A 25,123-nucleotide genomic window follows, 5' to 3' on the forward strand; every position below is an offset into this window, starting at 1 on the left:
TTATTGACAATTTCACTCAATTTGATTGTTATCTTCTTTAATTAATCCCTTCCTATATGCTATTAAAAGCTTTTCCAAATCAGCTATCTGTTTTGTCAGATCTTTTCCTATGTCTGTATCTTCTACCCTTTTTCTTTTAGTTACATGTTCCAAAATCACCGTAGAAGATAAAATATCTTTGTCCTCTTCTATAGCATTTTTTATAGCACCAAACGGTTCGTGAGAAGTGAGCAGCAATCCATAAGAATTATATATTAGAGTATACCCTGCTATTCCGGTTTCAGGCTGATATGCTTTGCAAAATCCTCCATCTATTACAAGTAATCTTCCGTTTGCCTTTATAGGACTTTCCCCTTCCTTAGTTTTTACTGGAATATGACCATTTATAATGTGAGAACTTTCAGGTGGCAAATTAAATTCTGCCAGTATATTCTTGCACACATTCTCATCATCCCTATATTGGTAATAATAATTCTTCTTTTCATAGTGTGCTAGCTTATCATCAATAAAATATCTTTCAAAAGTTGTCATTCTAACTTTTCCAAACACAGGTGAATCCTCTCCACACCACATATACCACATCATATCCATACCATATTTTTTACTATTAGTATTATTTTTAAAGAAAAAAGCATCTCTCGCTAAACGGTCATACCTATCTAAAAGTTCTCTGCCGCTGTAGCTTATTTTTCCTATTTTCACTTCTCTAAAACTACCATCTTTATTCAATGGAATACACCCGTGGTATAAAAGATTTGAATTATATACCAAGTATATACTCCCTTTACCATATAAGAATTTAATATGTCTTTGAAGTTTCTCACTGTTTACAAAAGAACTAGTCAACTTTTCAATTAACTCTTGTTCCCTATCTGTAAGTTTATATGGGTCATTCCAATCTATAGTAGGAAACTTGCTATCATTTAACTTATAATTATGACCATATATATCTATTTGCCATTTTTCTATATCTATTTTATCAAGTAGAAGTCTATCATCCATCTTAAATTCAGGATGCCTTTTTATTATTTCTGCCTCTAATTTAAATTGCATTATAGCTATAGCCTTGTGCATTTTTGCCAGTAAATTAAGTTCATTTTTACTTATATCCTTGTTTAAAGTCTTAGGAATAAAATTCTTACAAGGATCATCTTTATAGAATTCAAGGGCAAAAGTAGCAAGCGGAAGTAAGTTTATTCCATATCCATCTTCAATAGTATGCAAATTAGCATATCTAAGTGATATTCTGAGCACATTAGCTATACAAGCTTCGCAGCCAGCTGCTGCTCCCATCCAGAGCATATCATGATTTCCCCATTGAATATCCACAGAATGATGTTTCATAAGAGCATCCATTATAATTTCAGCTCCTGGTCCCCTGTCATATATATCCCCAATTATATGAAGTCTGTCTACAACTAACCTCTGTATTACATTTGAAATAGCTATGATGAATTCAGGTGCACGATTTATATCTATTATAGTTTTTATTATACCGTTATAATACGCTTGTTTATCTACCTTATCATCCTGGTCGTGAAGCAGTTCTTCTATTATATATGAAAAATCTGATGGAAGTGCTTTTCTCACTTTAGAGCGAGTATATTTTGAAGATACATTCTTACACAATTCAATTAATTGATATAAACTTATTCTATACCATTCTTCCAAATTGTGTTCTTTTTCCTTAATTAATTCTATTTTTCTCTCAGGGTAATATACAAGGGTTGCCAGTGATGCCTTCTGTTCTTCTCTCAATGAATTTCCAAACACATCATCAATTTTCCTCTTTATTACACCAGATGCATTTCTAAGCATATGGGTAAAGGATTCATATTCTCCATGAATGTCACTTATAAAGTGTTCTGTAGCTTTTGGTAAATTCAATATAGCCTGAAGATTTATAATTTCCGTACTGGCACTAGATATTGTGGGATATTCTCTAGATAATAATTGAAGATATCTTAAATCTTTTTCTATTATATCTAAATTATTCTCATCATAGAAAATCATGGTCATTTTCTCCTTTTTAATATATACAATTTATTTAATTTGTAAAAGCAATAATGATATACTATATAATATATTATAGTATATCATTATTAACATGTATAGTACAAATTGCATATTTAGTATAGCATATAATAACACATTTTCCTATTTAAAACTACTAATATCAAGTTCATTATAGTTTATTAAAAAATTCTTTAAATTATCCATAATCACTTTTATTCCCTCTTTGGAATCCGACTCTATATTCAAACACAATACTGGTTCATGAAGAGAAATCCTAAGAAGGAACCATCCATCTCCATTAAGTTTATTACAATTTACCCTAACTCCTTCATAATTATTAGGTGCTTCATTCCATCCATTGATTTTTTCTACATATTTCTTTAAATCACCCAGTATTTTATATCCATAGTCTTTAAAACTACTGTTTAAAATATCAAATCTAAACTCTAAACTTTCAGGTGAAATTTTTAAACTTTTTATTAAGTCCTCTATACTTTTACCTTGTTTATGAAGTTTAGCCATTTTTACTAGTATTTTAGATATCAAATAAGCTCCATCATCTAAAAAGTAATTTTCTTTAAGTGCTGCATGTCCTGAAGTTTCAATAGCCAAGTAGCATTTTTCACCCTGCTCATTTAGCCTTATTCCCTCATTTATTACGTTTCTATAACCTCTTTTGAATCTATGATGTTTTCCACCTAAATTTTCAATAAATTCACTTAATCCATTTGAAGTTACAGAATCAGTTACTATAGTACTGCCTGGATGCTCTTCTAAAATTATAGAAGATATTAAAGCTATTAGGGAATTCCTATTTATCTCCATGCCTCCAGCATCTACAATAGCTGCCCTATCTACATCTGCATCAAATACTATGCCAAGATCTGCTTTATTTTCAAGTACTGCCTTTCTAATAGAATCCATGGCTTCTTTTGCTTCAGGATTAGGGATATGATTTGGAAATCTTCCATCTGGATTAATAAACTGACTTCCTTCAACTTCTGCACCTAACTTTTTTAAAACTTTACTTGCAAAAAATCCCCCTGCTCCATTGCCTGCATCCACAATAATCTTAAACTTGGAAAGAGGCATTTCGTAATCTTCATTTGAATTTATACCTTTCCTAATTTTTTCAACTAATAAATTTGAATATGTGTCAATGAAGTCAACTTTAGAAATTTCTCCTTTATACGAAGGGTATTTTAAGTCTTTCTCCACTGCACTATCTAATATGTATTTTATATCATCTTTTTCACATCCACCATTTTCAGTGAAAAACTTTAATCCATTGTGATAATAAGGCAAATGGCTTGCAGTTATCATAATAGATCCATCGCATTTATAATTTCCCAGTACAGTAGTCATAAACATAGCTGGGGTAGTACAAAGTCCGCAGTCATATACGCTGCACCCCAAATTTACAAGTTCATTTAAAATAACTTCTTTAATTTCAGGTCCTGACAGTCTTGAATCCATGCCTACTGCAATTTTTATTTTTCCTTTTCTTATATTTTTTTTGTCTTTAAGCCATTTTATAAAACCACCTGCTATGGCTTTTACTTCTACAGCAGTCAAATTAACTTTCTTTTCCGGATTTTCAATTGCAATTCCTCTTATATCAGTACCATTTTGCAATTTATGTAATTCTTCTATCATGTTCTTCCCCCTGTTTTTCTAAAGTTTATATGTAAATTCCTAAATAAAATATTTTTCAAGTTAGAAATATCACATATGTATCCTAAGTAAAATTTGATCTTATACTCATAAACAGAGTTCTTGGCATCAGGTTGAGTTTTGACTTCACCTGATGCTTAGAAATCGTTATCCAGGCGCGTAGCAGTGCTTATCCCCCACTTTGATAGAAGATGGGGGTATTAGCAATGGTAGCGATCGGATAAATATACTGAAGTATGTTCCAACTTAGGATCTCCCTATTAATTATATAATAAATGTTTTCCTATAGGTACAATTTATATTCATTTTATAATTAAAGCTCAAACATAAATAGTTTCTCTAACTAAAAAATAAACTTATACTTGAGGATATACTACCAAAATTGAAATCACATTTTAAAACTTTTTATTAAGTCTTAGCTCAGTATTCTAGAAAATCTTAGAAGTTTATATGTGTTTGAGGTACGAGTTTATATGAACTTCTTTAGATTTTCAGAATACTGAGCTTTAGACTTATCAAAAGTTTTTATAGTGATGAAATTTGGCATTATATCCGGTAGCATAAGTTTATTTTTCGTTTAGGGAAACTTTAACACTTAGCTTTTTCTACTTTCATTGCCCTCATAGAATTTAATACTGCTATAAGAGCTACCCCTACATCCCCAAAAACTGCTTCCCACATATTAGCTATTCCCACAGCTCCTAGAACTAAAATCACCAGTTTTACTCCAAGGGCAAACACTATATTTTGGGATACTATTTTTTTAGTTCTCTTAGCTATTTTAATAGCAGTTACTATTTTTGAAGGTTCATCTGTCATAATAACTACATCTGCAGCTTCAATAGCAGCATCTGAACCAATACCGCCCATAGCGATTCCAACATCTGCTCTTGCAAGCACAGGAGCATCATTTATTCCATCTCCTACAAAAATCATTTTTCTGTTAGAAGACTTTTCAGTAATTATGTCATTTAATTTTTCTACTTTTTGATCTGGAAGAAGCTGTGCATGAACCTCATCCAATCCTAATTTATACCCTATTGCTTCTCCAATTTTTTTGTTGTCTCCCGTAAGCATTACTGTTTTCTTTATTCCTATATCTTTTAACATTCTAATTGTATCTTTAGAATCTTCTTTTACTTCATCGGATATTACTATATAACCCATGTAAATCTTATCCAGTGCAACATGAATTACAGTCCCAATAACTTCTGATATATCATAATTTATTTTTTCTTTTTCCATAAGTCTGGTATTTCCTGCAATAATTTCTCTTCCATCTATTGCTGCTTTAATACCTTCTCCTGAAATCTCAGCATAATCCTTTATTAGATTTCTATCTATATCTTGATTGTACTGTTTCACTATAGACAAAGCTATAGGATGATTAGAATAGGATTCTACAAAAGCTGCATACTTTAAAACATCCTCATCTGTAAAACCATTAAAAGCTTTTACTTGGGTAACTTTAAATATTCCTTTAGTAAGTGTTCCTGTTTTATCAAAAACTACTGTATCTATGCTATTTAAAGCTTCAAGGTAATTTCCACCTTTTACAAGAATGCCATTTTTAGAAGCTGCTCCTATTCCTCCAAAGAACCCAAGAGGTACTGAAATAACCAGTGCACAAGGACAGGAAACTACTAAAAATACAAGAGCTCTATAAATCCACTTAGAAAAACTTTCTCCTCCCATTAATGGTGGCAATAAAGCTAGTCCTATTGCAAATGCTACAACTGCAGGAGTATAGTATCTAGCAAACTTTGTAATAAAATTTTCTGTAGGAGCTTTTTTACTGCTAGCATTTTCAACTAAATCCAATATTTTAGATACAGTAGATTCTTTAAAGCTTTTAGTTACCTTCAAAGTTAAAACTCCATTTTCATTTATATATCCACCAAGCACTACATCCTCACGTCCTACTTCTTTTGGAAGAGATTCTCCCGTTAATGCAGAAGTATCTACCATAGATTTGCCTTCTATAATTTCTCCATCCAAAGGTATTTTTTCACCTGGTTTTACTAAAATAAGTTCACCTATATTTACATCTTCAGGCTTCATCTTTTTTAATCCTGATTTAGTCTTTACATTTGCAAATTCAGGTTTTATATCCATAAGGTCTGCTATAGATTTTCTTGAATTATTTACTGCCCTATCTTGAAAATATTCACCTATTTTATAAAAAAGCATAACAGCAACTGCCTCAGGAAATTGTCCAATTGTAAAAGCTCCTATACTTGCAATGCACATTAAAAAATTTTCATCAAATAACTGTCCGTGAGAAATATTTTTAACTGCTTTCCAAAGTACATCCTTTCCTATAGCAATATAACTAAAAAGGAAAAGTGTAAGTTCAACTTGAAATGAAAATTTAAATATTATGCCCGTAATATATATCAAAATGCCAACTATTGAGATTATGTCTCCAATTTTTTTACTTTTTTCCTTAGGTTCCTCAACTTTTCTTGATTTCTCATTACCTTCATATATAACTTTTACATCTGGTTCTAACCTTTTAACTATAGATTTTATATTTTCCACAGTATTATTAAATTTTTTTTCATCGTACAACTCGAATTTAAGCTTTTTAGATAAAAAATCCACAGAGGCATTCTTTATTTCAGGTATTTCATTAATTTTGTTTTCTATTTTTGCAGCACAGTGTGCACAATCAAGTCCTTGGAGAATAAATTCTTTTTTAATATACTTATTTTTTAATTTTCTATTATCTTGTAACTTTACTTCCATAGTGTTGTTCATTCTAATCCACCTCCCAGCTATTAGCAACATATGTTCATGTGTTCATATGTTTATGCTTTAAGTATAATTTAATTTGCTTTTCTTGTCAACAAAATTTATTCGATGCCTACCTAGCGTAAACTCCCACTTCATTTAATAATTAATGCAAATAAGGCATATAAAAAATAAACTAGTTATTTTTTATATGCCTTAAACTTTTAAGTGCAAATTTAATTATATATTTTTGTAGGTTTATCATCCAAATCTACTTTTTCAATATTTTCTGTATTGGGATTAACAAGAGCCACAGCCTTTTCCCTGCTCAAAGTTACCATAACATTTCCATTAGCTTTATCTATAGTAACATCTGTAGGATATCTACCTACTCTTATTTTTTTTATACTTTTAAAACTTCTCATATCCACTACACTTAAAGTATCCTCTCCTGTATTTGCCACATAACAGTATCTTCCATCATAAGATATACAAAAGTTCTTAGGTTTCCTCCCTACTGCTATAGATTGAAGTATGGTATAATTCTGAAAATCTATTAAAGATATATCATTGCTCTCTTTGTTTGCTACAAGTGCATATTTCTTATCTGGAGTAAATGAAATTTTTGAAGGATGCTTACCTACCTCTAATTTTTTTAAAAGCTTATCGTCCTTAATCTGATAAAATAACAAGAACCCTGTTCCATCCTCATCTTTGGAATTTGAAGCAACTACTACTAGAATTTTACCATCTGGTGAAATTTGAATGTCCTCTGGTTTACCATCTACATTAATTTTACTTATAATTTGATTTGTAACTGTGTCAATCTTACATATGGTTTTATCGCCTGTGATTACAAAATAATAGGATCTATATTCCTCCAGATCTTTAGCCATAGAACTTGACTTATACTGCATTATTATAAATCCACTGCTTAAAAAAAGTACTACTAAAAACAAAATAAAAAAAACTTTAAACCATTTCTGATGAGTCATAGGCACCACCTCATTATATGTTTTCTCTATTTTATTTTGCACCTTTTTTACCATATATATTCTTATTTATAACAATTTTTCAATTTTTAATATATTCATTTATCTGATGGCTACCTACTGTAACACTCCCACTCCTATCAAAGTGGGAGCTAACAGTAGCTACGCCCCTAGATAATTCATCTAAACTTAGTGGAAAAAACGACTATCACCAAATCAAAGATTTGGGATATCTGCTTGCACACAGCGAAAGCGACTATCACCAAATCAAAGATTTGGGATATCTGCTTTTCCCACTAAGTAAGATTCATTGATATATTTCTACTGTAGTTTTAAGTCCAACATATTCTTTTAATATATCCATATCTTTATTAGATAGGGCAATACATCCATAAGTCCAGTCGTATTTAGAACCACCACCATGTATTCCTATTTCCCCTCCAAGTGAAGTATGCCAAGGCGGCTGTTCTTTATTATTTATAGCCCATTCTATTCTGTCATAATTGATTTTACCTATGACTTTCTTATCTAAAGCTTCTTTAGCATCATCTATATTTGGGTAACTTATTCCAAAAAAATAATCATATTTACTTTTAGGATTTATATAACATATGTAATAGGTTCCTTCTGGAGTTTTTAAATCACCTTCTTTTTCTTTTTTACCTGAGGGAACTCTTCCAAGTCCAACTTTAAACCTTCCAATCAATTCATTATCTCCATAAAGCTCCATTGTCCTTTTTCCCTTATAAATTTTTATTGAAGTTTTTTCTGGTTTTTGCTTTGGAGCTTGAAAAAACAATTTTCCTTTATTCGCCTGTACGTCTTTTTCGGCTGCATTATTCTTGGCTGAAACATTTTTAAATTCATTTTCCCTAATATATCTTTTTATAGATAACCCAGAAATAGTTGCTATTAAAAATGTGCCAAAAATCAGAAATACTAATGGGAAAATTATGTGCTTCTTTTTCATAATCATCACTTACCTTTTGTAGTATTTTTATTATATTTTACATTAATTTATCAATCTATGCCAATTATGCTCTTAATCCATTCTATTATATTTTTATTTTTCTTGTCCACTTTTTTATACTGCTCCACTCTTTGATTATATACTTTAAACTTATCATTATAATTTTTCACGTCTGCATTATATTGTTCAAGTTGAGTATTATATGCTATAACTGCATTATTCCACTTACTGGTTTCTCCTTGAGACTTTGTAGAATCTACCTGACTCTTCAATTTTTCTAAACCATTTTGCTCTTTTTGGAGGTTATTTTTTAAATTTTGAACTTCATTTTGGCTTTGCTGAATACTTAAATACATTTCTTTAGTTGTACTATTACTGGCAGAATACTCCCTGCCAGACCTTATGTCTACAAATGCTGCTACACAAACAATTAAAAGTATTATAATTATGATAGAAATTTCAAGCAAAATAGATTTCAACTTTAATTTTAGTTTTTCCACAGCTATCCTCTCCTACCTTAAAATAGAAAAATACTATTAAGTATATAATACACCGTACATATTATAATATTACTGGTAAGGCAGAGAATATACTAAAAAGCTGACGACAAAATCTCTTTGCCTTCAGCTTTTTACTACAAAATCATATACAGATAAATACTAAATATTTGTTTTAGTATTTATTAAATGTATTCATTACAAGACTTAACTATATCATCAACTATTGTTTCAAGATTTAGTATATTGTGAACTGAAAAATCACAATATGCTTTGTAGATATCATATCTTTCATTATAAATTTTTTCTATTTCATTAATTCCTTTTTTTAAAAGAGGTCTCCCTGATATGTCAACATCAGAAATTATATTCTCTAAAGGTCTATCTATAAAAACTACAATTCCGTTTTTTTTCAAATTTTCTATATTACACTTCTTTTTTATCACACCACCCCCTGTAGCTATTATAATATTTTTTTCTACACTTACTTTCTCTACTGCTTTTGATTCTAATTTTCTAAAATACTCTTCTCCATTTTTAAATATATCTGAAATATTGCATCCATTTTCTAATTCTATATAATCATCTAAATCTATACATTTTCTATTTAATCTAGAGGCTAAAAGATTACCTAAAGTAGTTTTCCCTGATCCAGGCATACCTATAAGAACTATGTTTTTAGTCTCTGTATCCATAATTATATCCCTCCCTATTTGTTGTACTCTATTTTAACTAATTCATCATATATTTCATTTATAGTTTCTATCGATATATTCTTTTTGTGCCAAATTTCTTCTGCTGCCACAGCCTGTGCTACAAGCATATATAATCCATTTGCAATTTTAAGTTCCATTTCTTTCCCCATCTTTAGAAAAAGTGTATACTCAGGATTATATATTAAATCCACAGCTGTATTAAATTTAGACAATACATTTTTATTTATAGGACAATTATTTAAATTAGGGTACATACCACAGGGAGTACAATTCACTATTATATCTCCACTTTTTATTTCTCTGAGTTTTTCATAAGAAATAACTTCAAAATCACTTTGCTTAATTTTCTCAGGATGCCTGCTTACATAAGTAATATTTGAGGCACCTTCATCTAAAATGTACCTGACGACAGCTTTAGATGCTCCTCCTGTACCAAGTATCACTGCATTTTTATTTAATACATCTATGTGATTCTTTTTTAAAGTAAGACCAAAGCCATAGTAATCTGTATTATATCCTTTTAAACTATTTTCCTTAAATTCTATAGTATTTATAGCACCTATATTCTTTGCTTCTTCTGATATATCATCCATATAATTCATAACGGCAATTTTATAAGGTATAGTTACATTTATTCCCTTGCATCCTAAAACTTTAAAAGCCTCCATACTTTTACCTAAATTCTGAGGTTCTATTTCGAATAAATTATATTCTCCACTTATACCTAGTTTTTCTAAAACCAATTTGTGTATTACAGCTGAATAACTGTGTGATAACTTTTCCCCTATAAGTCCCTGCAAGTTGCTCATATGAATCGCCTCCTTTTTATTTACTATCTAAAAACAATCTCCTTTGTAATTCCCCAAAAGTTTAAAATATACGCTCTCTTCTTGTATGCCCTTTAAAGCATACCTAGTATCTTTATCCATAATATTTCCATTAAAATCAATATAAAAGAAGTACTGCCAGGATTTATTTATTATAGGTCTTGACTCTATTTTAGTCATATTCAAATTATTTTCATGAAAATACTTCAAAACATTATAAAGAGTTCCCGGTTCATGCGGCAGAGTAATCAATATACTTATCTTGTCACATTGTTTATCACTTTTTATATCTTTTCCCATTATTATAAATCTGGTGTAATTATTGCTGTTATAATTTATATTTTTTTCTATTATATCAAGTCCATAAAGTTTTGCTGCATTTTTACTAGCTATAGCAGCTTTACTTTTAACATTTTGCTCACTTATATATTTGGCACTTCTAGCCGTATTAAAATAGGGATTCAATTTCCAATTTTTATGTTTTTCTAAAAACTTACTGCTCTGCATAAATGCTTGGCTGTGAGAATAAACTTCTTTTATATCACAAATAGACGCTCCCTTTACTCCTAATAAATTGTGATTTACTTCAATACATTTTTCTCCAACTATGTAAAAATCATATTCTCCTATAAGATCATAAACCTGTGAGATACCACCTGTAGAGGAATTTTCAATAGGAAGAACGCCATACTTTATAGCCCCATTTTTTAGAGCTTCAAATACATCTTTAAAGCTTTCAAAGTTTAATGCTTCTGATTCATTTCCAAAATACTCTAACAATGCTTCATGACTGAAAGATGCTGGTACTCCTTGAAATCCAATTTTAAATAGATCACTATTTTGCCCTTTAGTCTTAATTTCACTACTTTTAGAAGATTGTTTGAATTCTCTTTTTTGTATGTTCCTGCTTATTTCCATAACATTCTTCAAAAAGATTTTAGTTTCATCTTTTATAGACTTATCTTTAAGATTTTTTAAGTTAACCTTTATTACCTCTTCTTCTCTTGATTTATCAAGTATATCCATAGAATTTTCCATTTTATATTCTGCTACTTTGCGAGATACTTTTGCCCTTTTTTCAAAAAGTTCAATCATTTCTCTATCTATTTTATTTATTTCATCTCTTAAATACTCCAAATCTTCCAAAATGTCACCTCCATAAGTAATTTAATCTTCCATTAAATTGAGTAGCGAAAGTGCTGCAGCTGCTTCTATTACTGGTACCGCCCTAGGTACAATGCAGGGATCATGTCTTCCTTTTATCTCTAAAAGTGCATCTTTCCTTTTTTCAATATCTACAGTTTTTTGAGCTTTTGATATAGATGGAGTAGGTTTTATACAAGTTCTAAATATAAGAGGCATTCCATCTGTAATTCCTCCTAAAATTCCTCCATTATTATTAGTGTAAGTTTTTATAACATTATTGTCTGATATAAAATATTCATCATTTGCTTCAGAGCCCTTCATTTTTGATATATCAAAACCTTCTCCAAATTCTACCCCTTTTACTGCGGGTATAGAAAATAAAAGCCCCGAGATAGTACTTTCTACGGACTCAAAGAAAGGATCTCCTATACCTGGCGGCAAATTTATAACTCCAGTTTCTACAATTCCTCCTAAAGAGTCTCCTTCTTCTTTTAGCTTTAAAATATACTGCTGCATTTTTTCGCCACAGTTTTCATCTAAAACTGGAAATTTACTTTCAGAAAGCTTTTCTAAACTACTTTTTTCTATAGAAGTGAATTTAAAGCATTTTGAGTCTTCAATTGTACCTATACTCTTTATATGACTGCCTATAAATATGCCTTTTTCCTCTAATATTTTTCTACATAAAGCCCCTGCAAAAACTATAGGTGCCGTAAGTCTACCTGAAAAGTGTCCACCACCCCTATAATCATTAAATCCTCTATACTTTATTTTTCCCGTAAAATCAGCATGACCGGGTCTTAAAAGAGAAGCTGTTTTTTCATAGTCTTTAGAATGAGTATTGCTGTTTTGTATCACTGCACAAAGAGGAGTTCCCGTCGCTCTTCCATTAAAATATCCGCTTAAGATTTCAAATTCATCCTGCTCTTTTCTAGGAGTGGAAAGTTTACTAAAGCCTGGTGCTCTCCTTTTCATCTGCTTTCTTATGTACTCTAAATCAATTTCAGTTCCAGCCTTTATCCCATCTATTACAATGCCTATGGCTTTTCCATGAGATTCTCCAAAAATGGATAACTTTATCTTATTCCCCCACATTCCACTCATCTATATTACCTCCCAATTGTCTAAAATCTTGCCAAAAACCAGGATATGATTTTTTAACATATTCAGCTTCTTCCATTATTATAGGATTTACACATTTTGAAGATATAACAGCTAGTGCCATTGCTATTCTGTGATCTCTCCAACTTGTAACTTTTCCTCCCTTGAGTCTTTCCTTACCATTTATAATAAGTCCATCTTCTCTTTCTTTTACATCTGCTCCAATTTTATTTAATTCTGTAGATATAGCCTTGAGTCTATCTGATTCTTTAATTCTAAGTCTAGCTGCATTTGTAATTTCGGTGGTACCACTGCTTACAGATGCCAGTGCTGCAAGTACTGGTACTAAATCAGGACACTGGGAGGCATCTATGTACGTTCCATGAGTTTTAGAAGGATTAACTTTTAAAGTATCACCTTTTTCTTCAATTTCAACTCCCATATCTTTTAATATTCTTATTACAGCCTTATCTCCCTGAAGAGAATTCATATTGAGCTCAGAGCATATAATTCCATCTCCAAGCGCTCCTGCAGTCATCCAGAAAGCGGCCTGAGAAAAGTCTCCTTCTATACTACAGTTATTTTTTTTATAGGTCTGATTTCCCTTAATTAAAAATTCTTTATAGTCTTTTTTATCCACATAAACTCCAAATTTTTCTAGCATATCCAGTGTAATATCTACATAAGATTTAGACTCAAGTTCTGTGGTCACTACTATTTTTGAATCTCCATCTAAAAGGGGTAGAGCAAACAAAAGGCCACTTATAAATTGAGAACTTATATTTCCCTTTACTCTGTATTCTCCAGGCTTTAACTTTCCATTTATAGTTAAAGGTAATTTGCCTTCAAAATTTCTGTAAAAAATTTTTTGCTTGTCAAATATATCATAATAAACATCTAGAGGCCTCTCTATTAACTTATCTTCTCCCGTAAAAGTTACCTTTTCTCCTAAAGTAGCAGCTATAGGTATTAAAAATCTAATAGTAGAACCAGATTTAAAGCAGTGTATATTTGAATTTTTCATTTTAATAACAGAATTTCCTGTTACATTTAAAGTATGTTTGTCTCTTTTAATATCTACTCCCAAAGCTTTTAAAGCACTACAAGTAGCTTCTATATCTTCTGAAAAATCTACATTTCTTATATTGCTTTCTCCTTGGGCTAAGGCAGAACATATGAGTGCCCTATGACATACACTTTTAGAAGGAGGAACTTGTATTTGCCCTTTAAGTTTAGTAGGTCTTATAGATACATATTTCATAAACTGCTCCTTTTCCATTTATTTGATTAGATTTTCAGGAAATAAAAAATTAGCTGCTTCAGACAATTTAGTATTTCTTATTTTGCTCTTTCCTGCTTCTTCAACCATTATTAAATTAATTTCATTTTTATCTGAAGATTTTTTATCTAGTGCTATGGTGTCTACTAAAACATTTTTATCCACACCCTGTATATAAACTGGAAGCCCATACTTTTTTAAAATATTTACCATATAAGAATAAGTACCCTCTTTAGTAATAGAAAGCTCTTCCGTTCTTCCTGTTATATATGCCATACCAATGGAAACTGCTTCTCCATGACTATATTTACTGTAATTATAATATCTTTCAACGGCATGCCCCAACGTGTGTCCAAAATTCAGCAGCATCCTATTCCCTAAATCTTTTTCGTCTTCTTCTACCAATTGCTTTTTTATGCTGCAGCATTTATATATTATATTTTCTATATTGTTCAAAGCCTCTTCTTTGCTTTTATAGGAATTTAGATCTTCTAAAATAGTTTTATCTTTTATAAAACCATACTTTATAACTTCAGCCATTCCATCACTAAAAAATCTATCACTTAAAGTTTTAAGCACCTCTGGATCTATAAATACAGCATCCGGGTGATAAAAATTTCCCACTAGATTTTTTCCCCAAGGAAGGTCCACAGCTACCTTCCCACCTATACTGCTGTCTACTTGTGCCAAAAGTGATGTTGGTATTTGAACATAACTTATCCCTCTCAAATAAGTAGCTGCTGCAAAGCCTGATAAATCTCCAACTACCCCTCCTCCAAGAGAAACTATTACATCCTTTCTCTTTATCTTCAATTCACACAAATTTTCATATATTTTCTTTAGCATATCCAAACTTTTGCTTTTTTCTCCCGGTTCTATAGATATGACATTTACTTTAAATCCATTATCCAAAAAAGATTGCTTCAATTCTTTCATATATAATCGTTCAACATTTTTATCCGTAATTACAACTAAAGTTCTCCCCTCATAAACTTGCCGTAATTTTTTTCCTATGGAAGTTAAAATTCCTCTTTCCATATAAATTTTATATTGTTTCTTTTTAAGATTTATATTTATAGAAATTGTATTCATCAAAATCACTATCCTTATCTTTTAACTAATTCTTTTCTACTTGAGGATGCTTTTTCAAAAATATTTTTTATGGAATCTACATCTTTAGATATTATAGCTTTTTTTAATAAATTAATACTTTCTTCAAACTTTTCTATTTCTTCCACTAATATATCCGAATTCATAGTAAATAGTTCAGTCCATAGTGAAGTGTTAATTTGGGCTACTCTAGTTGCATCCCTAAAGCTTCCACCTGTAAACGACTTTATGTTTTCTTCATTCTGATCCTGTGAATTCATAAGAGATACAGCTATAACATGAGGAAGTTGACTTGTAAAAGTAATTACTCTATCGTGCCTTTCGGGACTTATACAAGTTACATTGCTGCATCCTATTTTTCTAGCCATTTTACCTATTAAATTAATACCTCTAGAAGTATTTTTAGCTGTAGGTGTTATTATATAATTTGCATCTTTAAAAATATCTTTAGAAGCTCCTGCAATACCTTTAAATTCATTTCCTGCCATAGGATGTCCTGGTACAAACTCCAAGCGCTCTGGCAAGAATGAATTTATTTCACTCACCACACACTGTTTTATACCTGATGTATCCGTTATAATAGCCCCACTTTTTAAATATTTAAAATTGTCCTTTACAAATTTAACTGTATCCTTAGGATAAAGAGCAATTATTATAAGATCAATTTCCTTTAAGAAACTTCCTCCTCTCTCGTAGCCTCTATCTATAATCCCCATATTTAAAGCACTTTCAAGTGTATTTTTATCATTGTCTATTCCAATAACCTGTTCAGTGTTTAGTGGCCTTAGGGCCATGGCATAAGAACCGCCAATAAGCCCCATTCCCACAATTGCTACCTTAAGTTTAAAATCAGAATCATCCAATCCATATTCCCCCTGTCCTAGAATTTTTACACATTTACAGTATCATATGCTTTATGAATTGTTTTTCCTGGAATTTTGCTTATATCGTTCATAAGCTGTTCGAATACTTTTGGTTTTATGGATTGCTGTCCATCACATTTTGCATTAGCAGGATCATTGTGTACTTCTATCATAAGTCCGTCAGCCCCTACTGCCACTGCTGCCTTAGCTAATGGCTCTACCATCCACCAAAGTCCTGCAGCATGACTTGGATCCACTATTACTGGAAGATGACTTAATCTTTTTATGGCAGGAATAGCACTTAAGTCTAAAGTATTTCTTGTATAAGTTTCAAAAGTCCTTATTCCTCTCTCACAAAGTATTACATTTTCATTTCCTTCAGACATTATATATTCTGCGGACATCAAAAGCTCCTGAATAGTAGCAGAAAGTCCTCTTTTTAAAAGAATTGGCTTATTTGTTTTACCTAGCTGTTTTAAAAGCTCGAAGTTTTGCATATTTCTTGCTCCTACCTGTATTACATCCACATCCTCTACAAATTTGTCTATCATATCCGCAGACATAATTTCAGTTACTATAGGAAGACCTGTTTCCTGCCTTGCTATTTTTAAAAGGTCTAATCCTCTAGTTCTGAGACCTTGAAAGCTGTAAGGCGATGTTCTTGGCTTAAATGCCCCACCTCTTAAAAATTTAGCACCACTTTTTTTTACATCTTGTGCAATTTTTACAATTTGCTCTTCACTTTCAACAGAACAGGGCCCTGCTATAACAGCCAGCTCATCCCCACCTATAGAAGCATTTTTTACTTTTATTACAGTGTCATCCGGATGAAATAACCTATTGGACAATTTGTAAGGCTGCTGTACCTTCTCAACATTTTCCACAAATTCATTAGCTCTTATTTTATCTGCATCCACTTTTGTAGTATCTCCAACAAGTCCTAATATAGAACATTCTTTTCCATTTATTACATTCACTGTTACGTCATTCTCACTTTCAATTTTTTGTTTAAGCATGTTTATCTCTTCCTGTGTGGTTTGTGGTCTCATAATAACTATCAATTTCTAGTACCTCCTAAAATTTTATATCTTAACTTCTATGCTAGCTCTAGAAGTTATTTACCTTGAAATTTTAATTAATAATATAAAAAAGGCAGGGCTCCTAATGAGCTCTGCCTAAATTAATCAAATACATTTTGTGTACGTAAAATTATTCAATCATGTATCTACAATTATATTACTCATTAGAAAAGGATTCAATTTTTTTGAGAAGCAAAAGTAACTAGCGCTAAAATAAAAATAGCCCCAGCTAAAAGTAAAGTTAAAATAATATTTTTCACTTATTGCTTCTATTTCCTTTCTAATGATGTTTTTCATTAAATTTCCCCTCCATTGCAAATAATACCACTAATTTTATAAATTAATTCTTAATCTATTTGTTCTCAATTATAGCATGTTTATTCTTTATGTCAACAGTAAGTTTCCAATTTCATTTATTTTTATCGTATAAAATATGAAAACTTTGCTAAAACTAATGGAAAATTATTTTAAACCATAGTATAATTAAATTAAACATTTTTTTAATATTATTAAAAATAATTATATTATATAAAATTTATGTGAATTTAAAATGTTATTTTTAAATATACTATAATTTCAGGAGGAAAGAGCATGAACACGTCTAAAAAACTGATCTTTGCTTTTTTTATGTCAGCATCTCTTATGAATAGTAAGGGCTTGGTAAGTACTGTATATGCTGCTGATGTACCAAATATGAGCAGTAGTGCTTATACTGCTGTTGGAAATATATTTGCAAAATCAGGATATACCGGGCAATGTACCTGGTTTACTTATGGAAGAGTACTTGAAAAATTAGGAATTGCACTGCCATCACAATTTTACGGTAATGCAGTAGACTGGTGGTATGCAAATGCCAGTTCAAACGTATATGCTTACGGCTCAGAACCTAAAGCAAATTCCATAGTTGTATGGGGCGGCGGTCCACATGGATATGGACACGTTGGCTTTGTGGAAGAAGTAAGTGGAGATACTGTATATTTTAACGAAGGAAACTTCAACATAAGAGGGAATTATGACGGAAGTGAAAAAACGCTTTCAAAAGAGGCTATAAAAAATAGAGGAAATTTGTACCTTAAAGGATACATATATGTAGGCGATGGCAGAAAGTCTATTCCAGCTAGCAATCCTTCGCCTAGCAATAACAGTAGTTCAAATTCAGCTCCTGTTACTAATATTTCCAAAACAGGAATTGTTAACATTTCAAATAGCAGTTCCACATTGAATGTAAGGAATGGGGCAGCTACGTCCTTTGGCGTTATAGGAGGATTAAAGAAAGGACAATCCGTTGCTATAGTAGGATCAGTTGGAAGTTGGTATAAAATTAAATATAATTCTTCTTACGGATATGTGAGCTCTTCTTTTATAAGTGCAAGCTCACAAGCTAGTCCTAGTAGTCAGCCTTCTTCTAATTCGGAAGCACAATATTTATCTCCAGCTTCCGCGAAATCAGGTTATGTTAAGCTTAGTGACAGTTCATCATCTTTAAACTTAAGAACATCTCCAGGAGGTTCTGTAATAGGATCGCTTGCTAATGGTACTGCTGTAAATATATTAGGAACTAGTGGAAGTTGGTATAAAGTAACTGCAAACGGAAAGTCAGGATATGTTTCTTCTAGCTATATAAGTAATTCACAGTCCATAGTAGCAACTGCTGCAAGCGTTCAGTCTACAACTTTCAAAACTGGTACTGTAACATTAAGTAATAAGTCTTCAGTATTAAACTTACGAAGTAACCCTTGGACTGGTCGTATTGTATCCACTCTATCTTCTGGAACCAAAGTAACCATAACAGGCACAGATGGGCGTTGGTATAAAGTAACCGTTGGTTCCTTAACAGGATATGTTCATTCAGATTACATAAAATAAAAAAATAATATTGTGTAGAACTATCTACACAATATTATTTTTTTATTGCCAGAAAAACATTACTTTTCTTTATTTATTTTCATTTTCATTTTAATATTTAATTTATTCATTAAATAATTTTTATCTGTTCCATCATCAGGAAAAATAACATAGCTGCATTTAAGATCATACTCACTATACTTTTCATTCATAATTTTTATTTTATTATAAACACATTCCATCTGATGAACAACTGAAACAACTTTTCTGTAATTACAGTCTGGAACTACACTTATAAACGTAGATAATCCGTATTTCTCAAATAAATCTGGTACCTTAAAAAGACTTCTCAACTTTTCATAAACCAAATCAAGTAAAATAAGATAACTGTCTTTTACTTCTATTTTCTCATCTTGTTCTGTACAGTATTTTTTTACTAAGCTTACCATAATAATTGAAAGCTTTTTATTTTGTGCCCCACATTTCACGATTTGTCTGGCAATATACTCCTGAAAATTCAAGTATACTATTTCTTCTGGTCTATCTGAATTTCTACTAGATTTTATGAGTTTCGTTATTCTTTTAACTAAATTTTTACTATTGAAAGGTTTTAATATATACTCTGAAGTACCTGCTTTTATGCCTTTTATAAATGCTTCTCTAGAATTTAATTTTGTAAGTATCATTACAGGAATGTTTAATTTTTTAGCCTTTATCTTTTTAAGTACTTCAAATCCATCTTCAGTGCTTAATCCCACCTCAAGTATTATCAAATTTATTTCTTCTTTTTTATCATATAATCTATTAAAGAACTCAAAGGAATTTCCACATTCATATACCCCAATCCCCGCATCTTCCAATACGCGTCTCACCCTGTATCTTACATATATCATATCATCTAATATTATAACTTTGTTCATAATTATTCATCCTATAACATCAATATTTTAACCATCCCTTTTATTAAAATTAATTTTTTCATATTCTATTTATCGTCCACTACTACTATTATTTTATATGTATATTACACTAAAGGTTCATTTCTCATATCATTCCACCGTCTACAGTTACTATCTGTCCTGTTATATATGCGGATGAATCACCTGCCAAAAAGCATACAGTTTTTGCTATATCTTCGCATTGTCCAAATTTACCCATAGGTATATCTTCCATTAAACTTTTCTTCTCATCCTCTTTTAACCAGGAGTTCATTTCCGTATCAATTACCCCTGGTGCAACTGCATTTACCCTTATATTCGAAGGTGCCATTTCCTTTGCAATAGATTTTGTAAAAAGATTTATAGCTCCTTTAGATGCAGAATAAATGGATTCACAGGCAGCACCTACATTTCCCCACATAGAAGAAATATTTATTATAGCTCCTGATTTTTTAGAAATCATATGTTTTAATACAGAGTGAGAGCAGTTAAGTACACCCTTTAAATTCACATCTATAATAGAATTCCACTCATCTTCTTTCATATCTACAAAAAGTCCTATTTTAGAAATTCCTGCATTATTAACAAGTATATCTATTTTCCCCATTTTACTTAATGCATATTGCACTATTCTTTCAGCATTACTATATAAACTAACATCCCCCTGTACTACCATTCCTACCGAACCGGCTTGTTTTATCATATCCAAGGTTTTATAGGCTTCTTTCTCATCTTTTTTATAATTTATTACTACATTTGCGCCACATTTTGCTAAATTTATAGCAATACTTCTTCCTATTCCTCTGGAAGCTCCTGTTACTATTGCTACTTTTCCGCCTAAATTTTCCATAATGATTTTATCCTTCCTACATTAACATAAAATTTACTTTTCAATTAATATTATACATTAAATTTACTTAAAATGTGAAGAAGCTCCTCAGACCCACTTGCATTTCTCATAGTATACAAAGATATGGCCCTATTTTCATTTGCTATTTCATCTATATTATCTGATATATCTACGGATGCTTTAGTTCCATCATTTGAAGAACCCACTATAATACACATTATTTTAGTTATTACTAAAAAAGACTCATCTACATTTTCCATAAGCCCACAAACCTTTTTTAATACAGATTCAAATCTCATTCCGTCTTTTTCATAATCTTTGCTTATGTCTACCATTTTTCTGTAATCCGACAAAATATTTTCCTCTAAAATTTTCAATACACTTTCAGCTGATTTTGAGAGTTTTTCTACCGATTTTAAAGCACTTTTTACATTTAATTGTATATTGCTTACCATATCAGAAGATTGCATAGCTAATTTTCTTACCTCTTCTGCCACCACCATAAATCCCCTGCCATATTCGCCAGCCCTTGCGGCTTCTATATTGGCATTTAATGCTAATATATTTGTTCTATCTGATATAGTTTTTATTTCCTCAGCCATTATAGAAATATTTTTTACTACTTTCACATTTTCCAGTGCATGTCTTAATTCATCACTATACTGTGTATAATAATTTTCAAAGTCATGCTTTGAGCTTTCCGTATCTTTTTTAATATTTAAAGCCCTTTCCCTTATGTTTTTTGCAAGAGCCAAGCCTTGATTTGCCTCTTTTGCTAAGTTTTTTATTTCATGCTTTACATTTGATATCTTTTGGTTCACTTCTTCTATAGAAGATAAGTTCTCCTGCATATTAGAACATATTTGTGAAGATTCATCTGAAACCAATTTTATTTCCGAATGCGATTTTTCAAACATTTTATTTACATTATCCGCAGCTTCCAAAGCTTCTCCGCTTTTTAGTTTTACTTGTTCTATAATATACTCTATTTCATTCATTGCATAGTTTAATGCTGAAGCCGTATCTCCAAATTCATCTCTTTTGTCAATTTGTATTCTGTAGTTTAAATTAAACTTTGATAATTCCAGAGCATACTTTCTTATTTTATGCAGTGGTTTTTTTATAGTTCCGGCTATAAATAACCCTATAAAGAATCCTATCAAAATAAATAGAACAGTTATCATAATTATTTTGTATTTTAACATATTTACTTCACTAAATATTTCACTCTTATCTATAGTAAGCCCTAACGACCAATTTAAGTCAGCTATTGGTGTATAGGCCATAAACATATCTTCATTATCTTTTTTATAGTATCCCGAACCACTTTTACCTATTATCATATTTTTTTCTAAAGTTGCCAGTTCATTTAAAGAATGATCTTTTTTTTCATCTTCTATAGTATTATCTTTATTTAACACCAGTTTCAAATCCTTATGTGCTACCTTAACCCCTTCCTTATTTATTATAAAGCAGTATCCACTTTTACCCAGCTTTTCATTTTGAACTAATTTATTTAAACTTTCCATACTTATATTTGAAAATAATACTCCTACAACTTTCTCATAAGAATCTTTTATTGGAACTGCCACCGCCATTATTTGCTGCCCATCCGTATTCATCACTGGATCTGAAATAGATATTTTTCCACTTAACGCATTTTTAAGGTAGTAATTCTTGGTATCCTCTAAATTAGCTTTAGTCTTTTCACCAGTTTGCATATAAATCATACTCTTTGAATCCATCACATTTAAGTTCACATATCCTAATTGTTTTGCTCTCATCTTAAGAAGAGGTATCTGTATTGAAGTATTCATGGATTTTATAATATCATTTGATGCTAACTCTTCAATTGCTTTAACATCCTGTTTTAAAGTTGCATCTATGAGTTTAGAAGATTCTATTGCTCTACTTTCAAGCGAAGATTTTATACTATCTTCCATAGCTCTATAAGCACTGTAATAAGATGTCATTCCTAATATACTGCATATGAATATTATAAGTATTCCAATCTCACAAACTATCTTCACTCCCACACTGTTTAAAAAAGATAGATTAAACTTTTTCTTCTTACCAAAAAATAACTCTGAGACGCTTAAAAATAATTTTTTTAACATAAAATTCCTCCAGTATATAAATTTACATTAATCATATTTTTTATTTTAATGTAGTATTTTTAAGCTGTTGTTAAATAAAACTTTTTTTAACGTAAATTTAACCTATGATAACCAACATGTATATTCCAATAAAATTTACAATAATATATTTGAATTGGCTTTTTTAATATGATATAATTGTGATAATTTAAAAGGGTCGGATGAAAATAGTGGGATTAAATTTTTAAACCGTTATTAGACGAACCTCTGGAGAGACTCTTATGAGCACCGAAGGGGAAAGCCAAAGTTGGGTGAAACTCTCAGGTACAAGGGACAGAGGATTTTATACAAAATGATAATTATTGACTCAATTAATAGTTATTGTTTAAAATCTTATTTTCCAGAGACTAATTTAATTTGGTCTTTTTTTTTATCCGATGACTACCTGCTCTAATACTTCCACTTCTCCAAGTGGAAGTAAAGAGCAGCTACGTCCCTGGATAGTGATTTCTAAGCATCATGTGGAGTTAAAACTCCACCTCATGCCAAGAACTCTGTTTATAATTGCTAATAATAGAATTAATCAATACAAACTATTTAAAGGAGATGGATTATAAAATGAAGTCATTTATAACTGTACTTGGAGAAGATAAAACTGGTATTATTTACAAGGTAACTTCTGTACTATTTGAAAATAACATAAATATTTTAGACATAAACCAAACTCTCATAGAAGGCTATTTTACAATGGTAATGCTAGTGGATTTATCAAAAATGAAAACAGATTTTGTAGAACTAAAGAATGATCTTGAAAATAAAGCTAAAGAAATAGGAGTTGTCATTAAGCTTCAACGAGAAGACATATTCACTTCTATGCACCAAATTTAAACTAAGGAGTTGAGTTAAATGATAAATACTAAAGACATTATGGAAACCATAAACATGATTGACAAAGAAAATCTAGACATAAGAACCATAACTATGGGTATCTCTCTTTTAGATTGTATAGATAGTGATGGAAAAAAAGCAAGAACTAAAATTTACGATAAAATAACTAAACATGCTGAAAACCTAGTAAAAACTGCGAAAGAGATTGAAACAGAATATGGTATACCCATAATACATAAAAGAGTATCCGTTACACCTATTTCCCTTATAGCTCAGGCAAGTTCGGATAAAAGTTATGTAGAATATGCTAAAATTTTAGATAAAGCTACCCAAACTTTAGGCATCGACTTCATTGGAGGTTTTTCAGCACTTGTACATAAAGGTTATACTAAAGGTGACAAAATACTTATAGAGTCCATTCCAGAATCTCTAGCTGTTACTGAAAAAGTCTGCTCTTCTGTAAATGTAGGAACTACAAAAGCAGGAATAAACATGGATGCAGTAAAAGATATGGGAAGAATAGTAAAGGAAACTGCCTATCTCACTAGAGAAAATGAGAGTATAGGTTGTGCAAAGTTAGTAATATTTTCAAACGCGGTAGAAGATAATCCTTTCATGGCAGGAGCATTTCATGGAGTTGGAGAAGCTGATTCCATAATAAACGTAGGTGTTAGTGGTCCTGGCGTTGTAAAATGTGCTCTAGAAGAAGTTAAGGGACAAAATTTCAATGTAGTTGCAGAAACAATAAAAAAGACAGCTTTTAAAATAACAAGAATGGGTCAATTAGTTGCTGGAGAGGCTTCAAAAAGATTAAATGTTCCTTTTGGTATAGTAGATTTATCCCTTGCACCTACACCTGCTGTAGGAGACAGTGTTGCAAGAGTTCTTGAAGAAATGGGCCTTGAAAGCTGTGGATGCCCAGGTACTACTGCTGCTCTAGCATTATTAAATGATGCAGTTAAAAAAGGAGGCATAATGGCAGCATCTCAAGTTGGAGGATTGAGTGGTGCATTTATACCTGTAAGTGAGGATGAAGGTATGATAAGTGCAGTAAACTCAGGGTCCCTTAACCTTGAAAAATTGGAAGCAATGACTTGTGTATGTTCTGTAGGTCTTGACATGATAGGTATACCTGGTGATACTCCTGAATCCACTATATCTGCCATAATAGCAGATGAATCTGCTATTGGAATGATTAATAATAAAACAACTGCCGTAAGGGTAATCCCTGTTTACGGGAAAAGTGTCGGAGATGAAGCAAATTTTGGAGGACTTCTCGGAAAAGCACCTATAATGCCTGTAAGTAAATTTTCAAGTGAAAGTTTCATAGCTAGAGGTGGAAGAATTCCTGCTCCAATTCACAGCTTTAAAAATTAGATTTTCTACTTAAAAACCCCATATATTCTTAATGTTGAATGCAAACTTAAATATAGGTATAAATAAAATTTAATTTTATTGTAAACATGTTTAGAAATACAATAATACTACGATAACATATACATA

General features: G+C 31.0%; 21 protein-coding genes and 1 riboswitch. Of the genes, 3 read left to right on the top strand and 18 right to left on the bottom strand.

Annotated features, from left to right (window positions below; all coding sequences use genetic code 11):
* Positions 1-12 precede the first annotated feature (12 nt).
* The 15 genes from CLCOS_RS05595 to CLCOS_RS22325 all read right to left on the bottom strand — a co-directional run bounded on the left by CLCOS_RS05595 (position 13) and on the right by CLCOS_RS22325 (position 17,300).
* Entirely contained in the window at positions 13-2,013 is a 2,001-nt protein-coding gene (locus tag CLCOS_RS05595) for a fructose-bisphosphatase class III (RefSeq protein ID WP_063600672.1), read from the bottom strand.
* Positions 2,014-2,157: 144 nt separating this feature from the next.
* Positions 2,158-3,672 carry a phosphoglucomutase gene (locus CLCOS_RS05600; RefSeq protein ID WP_063600673.1) on the bottom strand — a complete coding sequence of 505 codons (1,515 nt, stop codon included), beginning with the start codon at positions 3,670-3,672 and terminating at the stop codon, positions 2,158-2,160.
* A gap of 606 nt (positions 3,673-4,278) precedes the next feature.
* On the bottom strand, positions 4,279-6,450 hold the full coding sequence (locus CLCOS_RS05605) for a heavy metal translocating P-type ATPase (protein WP_063600674.1): 2,172 nt from the start codon (positions 6,448-6,450) through the stop codon (positions 4,279-4,281).
* 209 nt (positions 6,451-6,659) lie between these two features.
* The gene (locus CLCOS_RS05610) at positions 6,660-7,418 is read right to left on the bottom strand and encodes a YncE family protein (protein ID WP_013239546.1); all 759 of its coding nucleotides are present in this window, start codon (positions 7,416-7,418) and stop codon (positions 6,660-6,662) included.
* A 304-nt stretch (positions 7,419-7,722) separates the two neighbouring features.
* Positions 7,723-8,385, bottom strand: a complete 663-nt coding sequence (locus CLCOS_RS05615; protein ID WP_063600738.1) for a L,D-transpeptidase family protein — start codon at positions 8,383-8,385, stop codon at positions 7,723-7,725.
* 50 nt (positions 8,386-8,435) lie between these two features.
* On the bottom strand, positions 8,436-8,885 hold the full coding sequence (locus CLCOS_RS05620; RefSeq protein WP_063600675.1) for a hypothetical protein: 450 nt from the start codon (positions 8,883-8,885) through the stop codon (positions 8,436-8,438).
* A 182-nt stretch (positions 8,886-9,067) separates the two neighbouring features.
* On the bottom strand, positions 9,068-9,577 hold the full coding sequence (locus CLCOS_RS05625; protein ID WP_063600676.1) for a shikimate kinase: 510 nt from the start codon (positions 9,575-9,577) through the stop codon (positions 9,068-9,070).
* A 14-nt stretch (positions 9,578-9,591) separates the two neighbouring features.
* Entirely contained in the window at positions 9,592-10,407 is an 816-nt protein-coding gene (gene aroE, locus CLCOS_RS05630) for a shikimate dehydrogenase (protein ID WP_063600677.1), read from the bottom strand.
* 27 nt (positions 10,408-10,434) lie between these two features.
* Positions 10,435-11,571, bottom strand: coding sequence for a prephenate dehydratase (pheA, locus tag CLCOS_RS05635; protein WP_063600678.1), 1,137 nt, complete (start codon positions 11,569-11,571; stop codon positions 10,435-10,437).
* A 21-nt stretch (positions 11,572-11,592) separates the two neighbouring features.
* Positions 11,593-12,675, bottom strand: coding sequence for a chorismate synthase (gene aroC / locus CLCOS_RS05640; protein WP_063600679.1), 1,083 nt, complete (start codon positions 12,673-12,675; stop codon positions 11,593-11,595).
* The gene (gene aroA, locus CLCOS_RS05645) at positions 12,653-13,933 is read right to left on the bottom strand and encodes a 3-phosphoshikimate 1-carboxyvinyltransferase (RefSeq protein WP_063600680.1); all 1,281 of its coding nucleotides are present in this window, start codon (positions 13,931-13,933) and stop codon (positions 12,653-12,655) included. Before aroA ends, aroC begins: the two co-directional genes overlap by 23 nt.
* An 18-nt stretch (positions 13,934-13,951) precedes the next feature.
* Complete coding sequence (aroB, locus tag CLCOS_RS05650) at positions 13,952-15,043, bottom strand: 3-dehydroquinate synthase (protein ID WP_013239554.1); 1,092 nt, start codon at positions 15,041-15,043, stop codon at positions 13,952-13,954.
* 14 nt (positions 15,044-15,057) lie between these two features.
* Positions 15,058-15,924: a prephenate dehydrogenase gene (locus tag CLCOS_RS05655; protein WP_063600681.1), complete on the bottom strand. Its 867-nt coding sequence runs from the start codon at positions 15,922-15,924 to the stop codon at positions 15,058-15,060.
* 26 nt (positions 15,925-15,950) lie between these two features.
* Positions 15,951-16,985 carry a 3-deoxy-7-phosphoheptulonate synthase gene (gene aroF / locus CLCOS_RS05660; protein WP_023162006.1) on the bottom strand — a complete coding sequence of 345 codons (1,035 nt, stop codon included), beginning with the start codon at positions 16,983-16,985 and terminating at the stop codon, positions 15,951-15,953.
* A 156-nt stretch (positions 16,986-17,141) separates the two neighbouring features.
* Positions 17,142-17,300, bottom strand: coding sequence for a hypothetical protein (locus tag CLCOS_RS22325; protein WP_013239557.1), 159 nt, complete (start codon positions 17,298-17,300; stop codon positions 17,142-17,144).
* Between the two features lie 294 nt (positions 17,301-17,594).
* Here CLCOS_RS22325 and CLCOS_RS05665 point away from each other — a divergent pair, with 294 nt between their 5' ends.
* On the top strand, positions 17,595-18,869 hold the full coding sequence (locus CLCOS_RS05665; RefSeq protein WP_063600682.1) for an SH3 domain-containing protein: 1,275 nt from the start codon (positions 17,595-17,597) through the stop codon (positions 18,867-18,869).
* A 59-nt stretch (positions 18,870-18,928) separates the two neighbouring features.
* Here CLCOS_RS05665 and CLCOS_RS05670 read toward each other — a convergent pair whose 3' ends face one another.
* From CLCOS_RS05670 to CLCOS_RS05680, 3 genes are all read right to left on the bottom strand, one after another.
* Entirely contained in the window at positions 18,929-19,768 is an 840-nt protein-coding gene (locus CLCOS_RS05670; RefSeq protein ID WP_063600683.1) for a response regulator, read from the bottom strand.
* A 124-nt stretch (positions 19,769-19,892) separates the two neighbouring features.
* Entirely contained in the window at positions 19,893-20,636 is a 744-nt protein-coding gene (gene ymfI / locus CLCOS_RS05675) for an elongation factor P 5-aminopentanone reductase (RefSeq protein ID WP_063600684.1), read from the bottom strand.
* Between the two features lie 50 nt (positions 20,637-20,686).
* The gene (locus tag CLCOS_RS05680) at positions 20,687-22,753 is read right to left on the bottom strand and encodes a methyl-accepting chemotaxis protein (RefSeq protein WP_063600685.1); all 2,067 of its coding nucleotides are present in this window, start codon (positions 22,751-22,753) and stop codon (positions 20,687-20,689) included.
* A gap of 236 nt (positions 22,754-22,989) precedes the next feature.
* Positions 22,990-23,079, top strand: a riboswitch (glycine riboswitch).
* Between the two features lie 271 nt (positions 23,080-23,350).
* Here CLCOS_RS05680 and CLCOS_RS05685 point away from each other — a divergent pair.
* The gene (locus CLCOS_RS05685) at positions 23,351-23,620 is read left to right on the top strand and encodes an ACT domain-containing protein (RefSeq protein ID WP_063600686.1); all 270 of its coding nucleotides are present in this window, start codon (positions 23,351-23,353) and stop codon (positions 23,618-23,620) included.
* Positions 23,621-23,638: 18 nt separating this feature from the next.
* On the top strand, positions 23,639-24,997 hold the full coding sequence (locus CLCOS_RS05690; RefSeq protein ID WP_063600687.1) for a PFL family protein: 1,359 nt from the start codon (positions 23,639-23,641) through the stop codon (positions 24,995-24,997).
* Positions 24,998-25,123 lie beyond the last annotated feature (126 nt).

The organism is Clostridium coskatii, assembly GCF_001675205.1.
GTDB lineage: Bacteria > Bacillota > Clostridia > Clostridiales > Clostridiaceae > Clostridium_B > Clostridium_B ljungdahlii.

Excerpts from the sequence above, each read along its gene's own strand:
- CLCOS_RS05595 (WP_063600672.1), bottom strand. The coding sequence starts at position 2,013 with ATGATTTTCTATGATGAGAATAATTTAGATATAATAGAAAAAGATTTA.
- CLCOS_RS05600 (WP_063600673.1), bottom strand. The coding sequence starts at position 3,672 with ATGATAGAAGAATTACATAAATTGCAAAATGGTACTGATATAAGAGGA.
- CLCOS_RS05605 (WP_063600674.1), bottom strand. The coding sequence starts at position 6,450 with ATGAACAACACTATGGAAGTAAAGTTACAAGATAATAGAAAATTAAAA.
- CLCOS_RS05610 (WP_013239546.1), bottom strand. The coding sequence starts at position 7,418 with ATGACTCATCAGAAATGGTTTAAAGTTTTTTTTATTTTGTTTTTAGTA.
- CLCOS_RS05615 (WP_063600738.1), bottom strand. The coding sequence starts at position 8,385 with ATGAAAAAGAAGCACATAATTTTCCCATTAGTATTTCTGATTTTTGGC.
- CLCOS_RS05625 (WP_063600676.1), bottom strand. The coding sequence starts at position 9,577 with ATGGATACAGAGACTAAAAACATAGTTCTTATAGGTATGCCTGGATCA.
- aroE (WP_063600677.1), bottom strand. The coding sequence starts at position 10,407 with ATGAGCAACTTGCAGGGACTTATAGGGGAAAAGTTATCACACAGTTAT.
- aroC (WP_063600679.1), bottom strand. The coding sequence starts at position 12,675 with ATGAGTGGAATGTGGGGGAATAAGATAAAGTTATCCATTTTTGGAGAA.
- aroA (WP_063600680.1), bottom strand. The coding sequence starts at position 13,933 with ATGAAATATGTATCTATAAGACCTACTAAACTTAAAGGGCAAATACAA.
- aroB (WP_013239554.1), bottom strand. The coding sequence starts at position 15,043 with ATGAATACAATTTCTATAAATATAAATCTTAAAAAGAAACAATATAAA.
- CLCOS_RS22325 (WP_013239557.1), bottom strand. The coding sequence starts at position 17,300 with ATGAAAAACATCATTAGAAAGGAAATAGAAGCAATAAGTGAAAAATAT.
- CLCOS_RS05665 (WP_063600682.1), top strand. The coding sequence starts at position 17,595 with ATGAACACGTCTAAAAAACTGATCTTTGCTTTTTTTATGTCAGCATCT.
- CLCOS_RS05670 (WP_063600683.1), bottom strand. The coding sequence starts at position 19,768 with ATGAACAAAGTTATAATATTAGATGATATGATATATGTAAGATACAGG.
- ymfI (WP_063600684.1), bottom strand. The coding sequence starts at position 20,636 with ATGGAAAATTTAGGCGGAAAAGTAGCAATAGTAACAGGAGCTTCCAGA.
- CLCOS_RS05680 (WP_063600685.1), bottom strand. The coding sequence starts at position 22,753 with ATGTTAAAAAAATTATTTTTAAGCGTCTCAGAGTTATTTTTTGGTAAG.
- CLCOS_RS05685 (WP_063600686.1), top strand. The coding sequence starts at position 23,351 with ATGAAGTCATTTATAACTGTACTTGGAGAAGATAAAACTGGTATTATT.
- CLCOS_RS05690 (WP_063600687.1), top strand. The coding sequence starts at position 23,639 with ATGATAAATACTAAAGACATTATGGAAACCATAAACATGATTGACAAA.